Here is a 12,346-nt window from a genome sequence, read left to right on the forward strand (position 1 = left end):
CTCAAAATCCTTTCCACCGATTGATCACAGGAATGAGATAGGTTTTATCAATCCAATCTTGCCATTGTTCTTCAGAGAAACCTTTCATTTCAGCATAGGCCGCAGAAATCCACTCCATCCCCTTGAAAACTTCTGCCAGTTCAACAGCAGGTTCAAATTTCCCCCGAAAGTCATGATAAATCCGATCCTGCTCCAAATAGCACCAGGGTGCAATTTGATACGGCGTGCTCTCATCCGGCCGATATTTTGAAAAAGGCATTGGCTCACGTTTTTCAGCCGTCGTGATGATCTGGGCATACTGCTCAACCTGAAAATTAAAATCCAGGTAGGTTTGAATGAATGTTGTTGTCGCTGCACTCACATTTCCACCAGAATGGATAATCTTAACAATCTTTTCCGCCGCAGCATGAATGTCACCATAATTCACCTTATCAATCAGCTCATCTGGCAGAAGTGTGCGGTGCACACCTGTTCTGGAGACCACACTGGGCGTGCCGCAGGCCAGTGACTCATAGGCAACATTGCCAAAAGCCTCCACAATATTCCCCAGGCAAAGTGTCACCTGGCCCAGACTATATAGTTCCGGCATCCTTGCCGCCGGGATCCAGGGTACAAACATGAAATGATCCCGCACATCCAAATCCACCATCAACCGGATCATCTCGCCATAGAATTCTGCTTCACCCTGCGAGACCATTGAGCCAATCCACTCCGGGATCAGGATCTTGAGGTTATAAATGCCGAACCGGTGCACCAATACTTCGGCCACCCGGATCGTTTCCGGCAAGCCTTTGCCCGGCTCAGGCCGGTGGGGGAGCAGGAGGATCACCTGTTCATCGGGATCAACCCCCAGTTCAGCCGCCAGTTTAGTGTAATCCACTGGATGGAACATCTCAAAATCAATGCCGTTATTCACCTGGTGCAATCGCAAATCCAATTCAGGATAGAACCTGCCCACCGTAGCCCGGACAACAGAAGCTGAATATGGTGAGACACAGATCAACTCGTCATATCGGCCAATGAAGGAACCCAACACCGATTCAGGGTAAATATTATCCCGCAGAGAAACAACGGTCGGGATATGCTGATAGACATCAGGAATGAGGAATTCACCATCATGGATATAAAACCGGTCCGCATCTCCCAAAAAATCCGTCAGTTTTTCGATGATCCGGGCCAGGTCCGGGCCGCTGACGGCGTACGGTTGCGGAAATGGGAGGTGAAACGGCAGAACAGGGTACACATGTTCCTGTTCACCCCATGCAAATGACTCCTGAGGCTCAACAGCCTGGGCACAGACAATCTCGACCTGATGTCCCAATTCTCCCAGGTGCCTGGCGATGTGATAGAGATGCTTGGAAGCTCCACCCGTGACCTTATTGGGATAAAGCGGATTTATGGAAAACATTACGATCTTCATGGATTTCTCAATTCTCTGATTCTCGGTACAATGAGAGCACAGAAAAGGATGTCACAATGGATAAGATCATTATCAAAAATCTAAAGACTGAGGGAATCCTGGGAATCCACCAAAGGGAGCAGGAAACACCTCAGCCCATTCAAATCAATGTCGTGATGTCGGTAGATACCTCTATGGCCGCGGCCGATGATGATATCCACCAGACAGTTAATTATTCAACCATTGCCAAGCAGATCATCCAGAAGGTACAGTCCACCCACTTCTATACGGTGGAAGCCCTAATCTCGGCCTTGGCTGACCTTGTCCTCGAAAATGACAAGGTAAAAAAGGTTTGGCTGCGGGTCGAAAAAACCGAGGCGGTCACGGCAGCCGAGTCTGTCGGCGTGGAGATCACCCGTAAGCGGTCTTAAAAGCCTTAGAAATGCAGGCTGGTTGCGCCTCGGCTGATATTGTCGAGGAACTCCATCCGGGTCGACATATCCTTACGGAAAACACCCAGCATTGTGGATGTCGTCATACGGGCATCATGCTTTTTCACACCGCGCAGCATCATGCACATGTGCACCCCCTCAGCCACCACGGCAACACCCTGCGGCTTGAGCACAAAATTAATGTATTCCGCAATCTGGCGGGTCATCCGTTCCTGCACCTGCAGACGACGGGAGAAAAGGTCCACAATTCGGGGAATCTTGGATAGGCCGATGACCTTATCCGTTGGGATATAGGCCACATGCACCCGTCCAATAAAGGGCAGCATGTGGTGTTCGCACATGCTGTAAAATTCGATATCCCGGACGATGACCATCTCATCATAACCCACATCAAATACAGCTTCATTAATCAGCTCGCGGGGGTCCATCCGATAACCGGCCAGCAATTCTGTATAGGCTTTGGCCACCCGATGTGGTGTCTTCAGTAGACCTTCCCTGTCCACATCCTCCCCAATCGCCTCCAGAATATCTTTCACTGAGTGTTCAATCGTATCAAGGTCCATGTCCTGATCACAAAATAGATCAGCGGCTTCAGCCATGGGATCTTTGCAATCTTCAACCATCATAAAACTCCTGTTTTAGTTATATTATATTGGATTTATTTTATCATATTTAGCTTTGATAATACCTAAAAAAAGCAGCCTGTACAATGTTTTGTACAGGCTGCCCTATTCCCAAATTTATTACCACCTAGCCAATTTCTGGAACGATGATCCCATAGGTCCCATCAAGCCGGCGATAGAGCACATTAAATTCACTGGTATTCGCATTATAGAAAATAAAGAAATTCTCGTGTCCCAGCAATTTCATCTGTTCCACGGCTTCCATTTCATCCATTGGAACCAATGCGAACCGTTTCCTGCGGGCGATCACTGGTTCTGGTTCGTCAAAAACTTCTTCCTCTGGTACTTGCATCGAAACCGCATCCGCAATAGTCTGGCCATCTCCCCGGCCGCGATCCCGTTTGCCTTTATACCGTCTGATCTGACGCCGCATCTTATCCAAAGAGGCATCTATGGCTGAAAAAATGCTATCGGAGCGCTCCTCTGAGCGCAGGATAAATCCCTTACCTCGCAAAGTTAGCTGAGCGACATGTCGGTCATTGGCATTCCGGGCGGTCTTGGTGTGTGAAAGGTCCACACGGCATTCATCCACCTCGTCCAGGAATTTTTCAAGCTTCTCCACTTTTTTGATCACATAGTCATTCAGGCGATCCGTCAATTCTAAATTCTTGGTGAAGATATCAATTTTGACTGTCATTTTGTCCTCCATTTCAGGTTGGGTAATCAGATTATACTTGATGGAGAGTCCGAAAGAACAGGGGGTAAACCTTGGATCGGACGGGCAAGGGTTAAACAGTAAACCTTTAAAGAGCCTCCTTTTTTCAATGCTAGTGAACATTCCTTCAGAGTTGATCCTGTAGTCGTCACATCATCAATCAATAAAACACGCTTCCCATGAACAATCTCTGGCGTAGCTTCAAATGCCCCCCGGACATTGGACTTACGCTTTTTTGCGGATAGTTCAACCTGAGATTGCGTATTTCGGATGCGTTTTAAGCCAAAAGGTGTAAATGGGATGCCCAGCGCATAAGAAATCGGCCGGGCCAATAACGTGGCCTGGTTATAGCCGCGTTCCTTCATCCTGATCGGGCTGAGAGGTACCGGTACGACCAGATCCAGGTCCCACCCTTCTCGTCTGATCAATTCAGTCAGTTCTTCAGCGAAGAATTCGCCCATAGCCTGGTTGCGGTCATATTTCAGGGAATGCACACATTCCCTGATCACACCCTCATAACTCGCCAGGCTTCTACTCGCCTCAAATGGCGGTTCTTCGCTCTGGCACTCCGCACATAGATTTTCTTTTGCCGTTATTGGGCTGCCGCAGCGCTGGCAAAGTGGGCCACTGATCGGTTTTATTTCCTGCTGACACTTAAAACATAAACGATAACCCTGTTCTCCGCATCCTACACAATTGGGCGGGTACATCCAGTCCAGCGCCGTCCAAAACCCCCGGTATAAGACCTGTGCAATGCGGAAATTCAACAAAGGTTATCGCCTTATGATGAAGCTCGTTTAATGATCTATTGTTGTATTGATTGTAACATCGAATCCCATAGAAGCAAAAGGGCTGGTTCAAGCAAAAGATAAGCTGTGATCAGAACCATCACAACCAAAATGGCTATTAAAATCCATTCTAGGGTGCCTAAACCTCGACTTTCTCCTATTCTTGCCATGCAACCTCCAAAAGAAGATTTTTGAATCATTATAATACAAGCCCAATATACTCTATAATAAGAATACCGCAAACTCGCAAAAGTCCTAAGAAAATCTATTGCTTAGCTATTTTGAAATTTGTATAATAATATCGAAAGTAAATAAGGGAAATAACCCAATATTTATCCTAATAACCAAATTGGAGGAACTATGAGTGATATATTTGAAAAAGTATCCGGTGAACAGGATTTCATCAAGAAAATTCTGGCAAAGGTGCCTGGCTTCAAAGGATATATTGAACGCGGTGACCGCCGTATGTCCGATAAACTCCTGCGGGAACAGGTAGCCAATGAGTTTGAGACCCTTTATGGCCGGATTTCTGGGCTTCAGCGTGACCTGATCAGCCAGGGCGGAATCGCCTATGTGGATGACATGGAAGCCGCTGCCATCAAGATCCGCCAGTTCATTGACCGTATCAAAACTGCCTCATATGGCTACAGCGGCATCTTTGATGCCATCAAGATCAAAGAAGATAAACTGGCTATGGTCTATGAATATGACGCCGCATTGCTCGGTCTGTCCGATCAGGTCAGCTCAGCCATTGATAATGTGGAGACTTCGATGGGCACTGACGGCCTGGATGCCGCCATCCGTCATCTGGTCACAGTCAGCCAGCAGTGCGTTGACGCTTTCAACAAACGCTCAGAGGTAATGAAAGATATCGCTGCTGAGTAATGCTTCGATGTCATCTTAGTAATTGAAGAATAGAAAATGGAGTGAAAAACTATGGCTAGAATTTTTGATGTTGTTGAATATCCAAAAGAGATGGCGGACGAGATCGTCCATCGTTTCCCTGAATCCGGTGTCGCCGATCTGCGAATTGGCTCCCAGGTCATCATCCGAGAATCACAAAATGTCGTGTTCATGCGGGATGGACGTGCTTTGGATGTGCTTGGCCCCGGCCGACACACTATCACCACTGCCAATATTCCGCTCTTAGTTGACCTGGTTGGTAAAGCATTTGGCGACCGGACCCCCTTTACGGCTGAAGTCTTCTATGTCTCCATGAAGGAATTTGCCGATCGCAAATGGGGCACCCCCCAACCGATCATAGTCCGCAACCCTGGGATGGGCCTTGGCGTAGCTTTGCTGCAGGGCTTCGGCACCTACAGTTTCAAAGTGGCTGACCCCCAGCAATTCGTGACCCAGATCGTGGGCGCTCAGGGCTACTATCGCACCAGCGATATTGAAAACCGTCTGCGCACCATGCTCCTCTCGAAGCTTCAGGACCTCCTGGGCGAGACCACTGCATCCAAGAGCGTTCTGGATCTGATCGGCCTGACCGACGAACTTTCTGCCGGTGTCCGGGCCAAGACTCAGGATGATTTCAAGGCCATTGGTTTGCAGCTGATTTCCTTCTACATCGGTAACCTGAAACCCTCCGACAAATCCGCCGAAGATCTTCGGGCCATGGGTATGCTCGATATGCAGACCTACACCCAGTTGCAGGCTGCGGATGCCATGCGGGATGCTGCTCAGAACCCCAATGGCGGGGCTGGCCTCACCGCTGGGATTGGCGCTGGGATGGGTATTGGTAATGTCCTCAGCTCCACGCTCAATAATCAGATGCAAAATGGCGGCCAGGCTGCACCCGCAGCGAATGGCTCTGTGATGCCCGATGTGATGACCCCCGCCGAAGCGGCCACCTTCCTGAAGGTTTCTGCAGAGGATGTGGTGGCAGCCATCGAAGCCGGCGACCTCAAAGCCCGCAAAATCGGGAACGCCTTCCGCATTAGCAAAGATGCCCTCAATGATTTCTTGAAAGGCTAATCCTTTTCCAGTCAAAAACATGGGTGCTTGAGATGATCAAGCACCCTTTTTTGGTTAAATTGCTAGAAGCCTTAACCTTATGTGAATAGCCCTCATGGTATAATTTTTTTAACAACATATTAACAACGAGAGTGACATGAGGCTTCACGAATACCAATCTAAAGATATTTTTGCCCAACATCATATACCCATACCAAGAGGACGTTTGGCTTCCACACCCGAGGAAGCCAAATTAATTGCAGAGGAACTTAACGGGACTGTCGTACTAAAAGCCCAAGTTTTAATCGGCGGCAGGGGGAAAGCAGGCGGCATCAGACTGGTTCATTCACCAAGAGAAGCAGAAGAAGAAGCATCCAAGATCCTGGGAAACCGGATCAAAGATATTCCTGTCCGGCGTCTATTGGTGGAGGAAGGCGTCAGCATTCAGCAAGAAATTTACCTAGGCATGACTATTGACCGCGAACGCGGTGAAACGGTCATGATCGCCAGCGCTGAAGGCGGCATCGATATTGAAGAAGTCGCCCGCGTCTCACCGGAAAAGATCGCCCGGGTCGGGATCAATCCGCTACTGGGTCTGCGGGATTTCCAAATCCGCAACCTGGCCGCAGAGATCGAAATCCCCCGTAACCTCTGGCGTTCCTTCATCTCCATTTGCCAAAATCTTTATGAGGCTTATCTGGAACTGGACGCTACCCTGGCTGAGATCAATCCCCTGGTAATCACGCTGGATCAGCACATTATTGCGCTGGATGGCAAGATCATTGTGGATGACAACGCCCTTTTCCGTCACACGGACCTGATGGATAAGCGGGACATCTCAGCGGAAGTACCCGAAGAAACCGAAGCCCGAAAATTCGGCCTGGCCTATATCAAGCTGGACGGCAATATCGGCTGTCTGGTTAACGGCGCCGGGCTGGCAATGGCTTCGATGGACATCATCAAACATAAAGGTGGAATGCCTGCGAATTTTCTGGATATCGGCGGAGGAGCTAGCGCAGAAAAAGTCGCTGCTGCCCTGCGGATTATCCTCTCTGACCCCCAGGTACAAACCGTTCTGATTAACATCTTTGGCGGGATCACCCGCTGCGATGAAGTCGCCAGTGGGATTAAACAAACCCTAGAAGAACTCCAGCCCGAAGTACCGTTTGTCATTCGCCTGGTTGGAACCAATGATTCTAAAGGCCGGCAGATCCTTGCTGAGGCCAACCTTAACACGGCAGAAAGCCTGCAAGAAGCGGCTGAAAAAGCCGTCCATCTTTCCAAGGAGGTGGCCTGATGAGCATCCTCGTCAATGGTTCTACCCGGCTTCTCGTTCAGGGGATCACCGGTCAGGAAGGCTTGTTCCACACGCAACAAATGCTTAACTATGGCACCAATATTGTCGCCGGTGTGACCCCCGGTCGCGGCGGTGAATGGGTTTTGGAAGGAAAAATTCCCGTTTTCGATTCCGTACGCACCGGCGTGGAAGTCACCGGCGCCAATACCAGCGTCATCTTTGTCCCGGCCCGATTCGCCGGAGATGCCATTCTTGAGGCAGTGGATGCAGGCATTGACCTGATCATCTGCATCACCGAGGGCATACCCGTCAATGATATGCTGACGGTCAAACAAGTCATCCGTGATAAAGACGTAACCCTGATCGGGCCGAACTCACCCGGCCTGATCACCCCCGGCTCCGCCAAAGTCGGAATCATCCCCAGCACCATCACAGAAAAAGGTAATGTTGGTGTGGTCTCACGTTCCGGCACCCTGACCTATGAGGTGCTCTATGCTTTGAAACAGGCTGGCATCGGTACGAGCACCTGCGTGGGAATCGGCGGCGACCCCATCATTGGTACGAACTTCAGTGAGGTCCTCTCCCACTTTGAGGGCGACTCGCAGACGGATGTCGTCGTGATGATCGGTGAAATCGGTGGACGGGAAGAAGAAAAAGCTGCTGCTTTCGTCGCAGACCATATGACCAAACCTGTCATCGGGTTCATCGCCGGCCAGGCCGCTCCTGCAAATAAGCGCATGGGGCATGCCGGTGCGATCATCGAAGGCGGCGTGGGAACAGCTCAGGCCAAGATCGAGGCACTTCAAACCGCAGGTATTCAGGTTGCGCACTACCCGGAAGAAATTCCAGACATGATCCCCTAATCTGGGTCCTATTTAGTACACCATGATCCTCTATCGCCCCGTTGGGCTAAAAGAACTGGAACTGATCGCTGCCTCAGGCTATTCAGTCTTTCCACCTCGGCTGCCTGAACAACCCATTTTCTATCCGGTCCTCAACCAGGCCTATGCGGAACAAATCGCCCGGGATTGGAACGCGACAACCCCGCCCTATGCAGGTTTCGTCACCCGTTTTAAAATCGATCAGGACTATGCTGAAGGATTTGAAATCAAAACCGTTGGTGGCAAAATCCATCAGGAGTTATGGGTGCCTGCTGAAGAGCTTGACGAATTCAACCGCCATATCGTTGGCAAAATCGAAGTTGTTGGATCTTTATATGGCGAGAAGTTTAACGGTCAAAAAATTACCGATTAAGAACTCATAAATTAACCATTAAACCAATAGAACTCCCATGAAACGGGAGTTCTTTGTTTTCAGTCATCTAATAGACTCGGGAAGGGACTAAAGCCTTCATGAGTCTCCCCTTGCGAATAGCATGGAAATGAACTATTTATGATTATCGATATAGGTCACTGCATCTTGCACGGACTGGATATCGCGGGCATCTTCATCAGAAATGGTGATATCAAACTTTTCGCAAAAACCGTCAATCAAGAAGAACTGATCCATTGAATCGGCTTTTAAATCTTCAATGAAACGTGTTTCCGGGGTAATATTAGCATCATCAATCTTTAACACATCAACGATGACTTCTTTGACTTCTGATAATGTATCGGACATAGCGCCTCCTCTAGCTTGAGATGATCTAAACAAATTCTAACCTGCCTTGTGAAACTGTCAAGCCCACAGATAGATTTCTAGGATGATAAACACAAGATTATGGAAAAAGATACTCACATAAATCATAGAAAATCAGAACATATCCGGATCAACCTTGAAGAGGACGTCCAATCTGGAAGTACGACTGGATTGGAGCGCTACAGGCTGCTGCACCAGGCCCTGCCTGAAATGGACCTGGCGGACATCGATCTGAGCCAAACCCTCTTCGGGAAACAGCAACCTGTGCCAATTCTCGTCTCATCCATGACCGGGGGAACGGACTCAGCGACACGAATAAACCGGAATTTAGCCATCGCGGCTCAGGAGACCGGGCTGGCAATGGGTGTCGGATCACAGCGAGCAGCAATTGAGAAACCCGAGCTTGCCTCCACCTTTGAGGTGCGGAGTGTTGCACCAAACATCCTCCTCTTCGCCAACCTTGGTGCGGTCCAGCTCAATTATGGATATGGTGTCGATGAATGCCGCAGGGTAGTCGAAATGATCGAAGCTGACGCTCTGATCCTGCACCTCAACCCCCTTCAGGAAGCCCTCCAGCCTGAAGGTGATCATGATTTCTCTCATCTGGCAGACAAGATCGGTGCAGTTGTTAATAAGCTGGACGTACCAGTGATTGTCAAAGAGGTTGGCTGGGGCATGTCCAGAGAGACCGTTCGGCGATTGATGGAAGTCGGTGTGGCAGCTATTGATGTTGCCGGTGCGGGCGGGACCTCCTGGTCTCAAGTCGAGATGCACCGGATTCAAAATCCCTATCGCGCCCAAACAGCAGCCGCCTTTGTGGATTGGGGCATTCCAACAGCCGATTCAATCCTCAATGTACGCGAAGAGAGTGAAACCATCCCTGTCATCGCTTCAGGAGGGCTGAAAACGGGAATTGATATCGTCAAATGTCTGGCGCTTGGGGCCAATCTGGGTGCCATGGCAGGTCTGTTCCTGAAAGCCGCAGTTGAATCCGAGCAAGCCGCTGCCCAAACCATGCAGATGATCGTGGATCAGGTCCGGATTGCAATGTTCGCCACCGGTGCAAAGACCCTGGCCGATCTCACCCCCGCCAAACTTGTAAATAAGAATTGAACGCCTTATGACATTGGAAAAACTGCAGACCATTCTTGTCCCTCAAATTGAGGACGCACTAAAAGAATTCATCCAAACCATTGATTTCAGATCGAGCGTTGAATTGGGGCATATGCTGCGGTATCACATGGGCTGGGAGGATAATCTGCCAGCTAAGGCTTCCAAAGGCAAGCGGCTGCGGCCCCTGATCGTCCTGCTGACGACCGGTGCGTTTGGTGACTATCCCACTAAGGCCATGGCGGCCGCCGTTGCCGTGGAGCTTCTGCATAATTTCACTCTGATCCATGATGACATTGAAGACCAATCCCCAATGCGTCATAGCCGCCCCACCCTCTGGCACAGGTACGGCACCGCACAGGCCATCAATGCCGGCGATGCGCTCTTCAGTATCGCCCAGCTCAGCATGCTGGATCTGGCGAAAACCTGCAACCAATACGTCGTTCTGGATGCGACCAGGGCATTCAACGAGATGTGCCTGCACCTGACCCAAGGCCAATCTCTGGATATCTCCTTTGAAACCCGACCAGATGTCACCGTTGAGGCTTATAAGGACATGATAGCCGGGAAAACAGCTGCCCTGATCGCATATACTTCTGGCCTCGGGGCATTGATCTCCGGACAAACTGCAACAGAATATCAAAAACTATCCGAATTCGGGAGATGTCTTGGTCTCGCTTTCCAGATTCAAGATGATATTCTTGGTATCTGGGGGAACCCAAAGTTAACTGGGAAGTCCGCTGCCAGTGACATCCTGACCCGCAAGAAAACCCTGCCCAACCTTTTTGGCCTGGCGCAATGTTCCGAATTTCGTGTTTTTTGGGAAAAAGAAGCCCTCTCGCAAGATGAGGTCAATCAAATGGCTGAGTTATTAGAGCAATGCGGCGTCCGTGAGCAGGTTGAAAGTGAAGCCGGTTCATTAACCGAACAAGCCTTCAATACCCTTGAATGTGTTTTCCCCAAACCCAACGAATACAGCGAAGCCCTTTTCGAGTTGACTCAGCTGCTCCTTAACCGGAAAGCTTAGACCGTTTCCATTTCAGCCTGACGCAAGGATTTACTGCGCAGGGCCAGCCAGGCAGCCTGGATGAGATGGGCAAAGGTGAAAGCTACTGAGGCAATATAGATGCCGACAAATGCCTTCGTGATGATCCCCACCAACAAAACTGCAATCATGGCGATCAGGAATGCGACCACCGATTCGGCCACACTCCTGGTAATGGAGCTATGGATCAGAAAACCCTGATAATAGCTGATGTAGACGCTGAGCACACCAAGGGGAATCGCCAGAGCCAGTGTCACCCGGCCCGCCGGGATCAAACCCAAAGGTAAAGCGGCGATGTATTGCAGCCAGAGCCTGGAGAGAGGCGTCGCCACAAAAAGCAGAAGAAGCGCAGATAGTCCCAAGGAAATATCCCGGGCAAATTTCCGTAGAGCAGGCTTGGGGTCGAAATCTTCCAACAGCGCAACCATCACTTCGTTATAGGCCACCCCCGGACTGCGGAAAATGAACAACAAACCCGAAATAACCGCCCAGACGGCCAGTGATTCCAATGGGTTAGGCATGCGAGAGATTGCAGCACTGATAAAGGGCTGCCAGAGCAGCCAGAGCGCAGAGGTCATGGCCAATGGGAGATAGAACGAGACGAACTTTTTCAATGTTAATGGATCTTCAACAGGCGGCGCTGACTGGATTTCTGGACGGATCCTGCGGCCTAATAAGCCAGCATAGATTGCGCCTACGGTTACACCAATACCTTGCGCTGCACCAGCCAATGTCGGCCCGGGAATAGTCTTAACGATAAAACCAATGGTGATTACAATCGCCACAGCGATCAGGCGGGCGAAAGTAATCTGCCCCACCATACGGGAATGCCCAAAGCGAATCATCGTGCCCTGCTGGAACCGGCGGTAAGCGATCGCCAAAGTCCAGGGTGAAAGGAAAAGGAAACCCTGTCGGGCCGGTTCAATCACTTCCGCTGGGGATTTCAATAAGACATTGGTTATGAAATCAAACATGGGGGTGACCGCGATGAGAATGTGCAGCGCCATCAGAACACCGCCCATCCAAAGGGTGATCTTCTGCAATTTCTGATGAGAGGCCCAATCCCGGCTGAGTGCCGTAGCAGCGGCGAGGAGCATAATCACAGGTGCTTCAATGATGAGTGCGATCGGAAAGACCACGCCCCCATAGGCTGCCAGGCTAATTTCAGGATTCGCCAACCGGGCGACGATAGCATTTATCGAGGGCAACTCGATACTCATCAAGATCCAGCTGGCCACCAATGGCAGCCAGGTGCGAAAGACTTTTTTAATTGACAGGGCTTTACTTGCAGAATTATTCACCAATATTCACATTCCAATA

Annotated in this window: 14 protein-coding genes; 8 read left to right on the plus strand and 6 right to left on the minus strand. The window is 50.0% G+C overall.

Features of this window, described 5'->3' with window-relative positions; all coding sequences use genetic code 11:
• Nucleotide 1: 1 nt before the first annotated feature.
• On the minus strand, nucleotides 2-1,408 hold the full coding sequence (locus tag JR338_04040; GenBank protein ID QRN83925.1) for a glycosyltransferase family 4 protein: 1,407 nt from the start codon (nucleotides 1,406-1,408) through the stop codon (nucleotides 2-4).
• A 68-nt stretch (nucleotides 1,409-1,476) separates the two neighbouring features.
• Here JR338_04040 and JR338_04045 point away from each other — a divergent pair, with 68 nt between their 5' ends.
• Entirely contained in the window at nucleotides 1,477-1,830 is a 354-nt protein-coding gene (locus tag JR338_04045) for a dihydroneopterin aldolase (GenBank protein ID QRN83926.1), read from the plus strand.
• 5 nt (nucleotides 1,831-1,835) lie between these two features.
• Here JR338_04045 and folE read toward each other — a convergent pair whose 3' ends face one another.
• The 3 genes from folE to JR338_04060 form a co-directional block, all read right to left on the minus strand.
• Nucleotides 1,836-2,414, minus strand: a complete 579-nt coding sequence (folE, locus tag JR338_04050) for a GTP cyclohydrolase I FolE (protein ID QRN84354.1) — start codon at nucleotides 2,412-2,414, stop codon at nucleotides 1,836-1,838.
• A 187-nt stretch (nucleotides 2,415-2,601) separates the two neighbouring features.
• The gene (gene raiA / locus JR338_04055; GenBank protein QRN83927.1) at nucleotides 2,602-3,171 is read right to left on the minus strand and encodes a ribosome-associated translation inhibitor RaiA; all 570 of its coding nucleotides are present in this window, start codon (nucleotides 3,169-3,171) and stop codon (nucleotides 2,602-2,604) included.
• 26 nt (nucleotides 3,172-3,197) lie between these two features.
• Nucleotides 3,198-3,956 carry a ComF family protein gene (locus JR338_04060; protein ID QRN83928.1) on the minus strand — a complete coding sequence of 253 codons (759 nt, stop codon included), beginning with the start codon at nucleotides 3,954-3,956 and terminating at the stop codon, nucleotides 3,198-3,200.
• A 381-nt stretch (nucleotides 3,957-4,337) separates the two neighbouring features.
• On the opposite strand from JR338_04060, the gene JR338_04065 reads away from it, so the two are divergent.
• From JR338_04065 to JR338_04085, 5 genes are all read left to right on the plus strand, one after another.
• Complete coding sequence (locus JR338_04065) at nucleotides 4,338-4,862, plus strand: hypothetical protein (protein ID QRN83929.1); 525 nt, start codon at nucleotides 4,338-4,340, stop codon at nucleotides 4,860-4,862.
• A 51-nt stretch (nucleotides 4,863-4,913) separates the two neighbouring features.
• Nucleotides 4,914-5,957, plus strand: a complete 1,044-nt coding sequence (locus tag JR338_04070; GenBank protein QRN83930.1) for an SPFH domain-containing protein — start codon at nucleotides 4,914-4,916, stop codon at nucleotides 5,955-5,957.
• Between the two features lie 136 nt (nucleotides 5,958-6,093).
• On the plus strand, nucleotides 6,094-7,233 hold the full coding sequence (sucC, locus tag JR338_04075) for an ADP-forming succinate--CoA ligase subunit beta (protein ID QRN83931.1): 1,140 nt from the start codon (nucleotides 6,094-6,096) through the stop codon (nucleotides 7,231-7,233).
• Nucleotides 7,233-8,096, plus strand: a complete 864-nt coding sequence (gene sucD / locus JR338_04080) for a succinate--CoA ligase subunit alpha (protein QRN83932.1) — start codon at nucleotides 7,233-7,235, stop codon at nucleotides 8,094-8,096. The genes sucC and sucD overlap by 1 nt, the downstream gene beginning before the upstream one ends.
• 22 nt (nucleotides 8,097-8,118) lie before the next feature.
• A complete protein-coding gene (locus JR338_04085) occupies nucleotides 8,119-8,487 on the plus strand; it encodes an ADP-ribosylation/crystallin J1 (protein ID QRN83933.1) in 369 nt (122 codons plus the stop codon).
• Between the two features lie 132 nt (nucleotides 8,488-8,619).
• Here the strand turns inward: JR338_04085 and acpP are convergent, their stop codons facing one another.
• Nucleotides 8,620-8,853 (minus strand): acyl carrier protein, encoded by a 234-nt coding sequence (gene acpP / locus JR338_04090; GenBank protein ID QRN83934.1) that lies wholly within the window; start codon nucleotides 8,851-8,853, stop codon nucleotides 8,620-8,622.
• Between the two features lie 99 nt (nucleotides 8,854-8,952).
• On the opposite strand from acpP, the gene JR338_04095 reads away from it, so the two are divergent.
• The gene (locus JR338_04095) at nucleotides 8,953-9,984 is read left to right on the plus strand and encodes a type 2 isopentenyl-diphosphate Delta-isomerase (GenBank protein ID QRN83935.1); all 1,032 of its coding nucleotides are present in this window, start codon (nucleotides 8,953-8,955) and stop codon (nucleotides 9,982-9,984) included.
• A 7-nt stretch (nucleotides 9,985-9,991) separates the two neighbouring features.
• Entirely contained in the window at nucleotides 9,992-11,008 is a 1,017-nt protein-coding gene (locus JR338_04100) for a polyprenyl synthetase family protein (GenBank protein ID QRN83936.1), read from the plus strand.
• Here the strand turns inward: JR338_04100 and JR338_04105 are convergent.
• Nucleotides 11,005-12,327: a hypothetical protein gene (locus JR338_04105; GenBank protein ID QRN83937.1), complete on the minus strand. Its 1,323-nt coding sequence runs from the start codon at nucleotides 12,325-12,327 to the stop codon at nucleotides 11,005-11,007. The two genes, JR338_04100 and JR338_04105, sit on opposite strands and share 4 nt — an antisense overlap.
• Nucleotides 12,328-12,346 lie beyond the last annotated feature (19 nt).

The sequence above is a fragment of the Chloroflexota bacterium genome (genome assembly GCA_016887485.1).
Classification (GTDB): Bacteria; Chloroflexota; Anaerolineae; order Anaerolineales; family Anaerolineaceae; genus Brevifilum.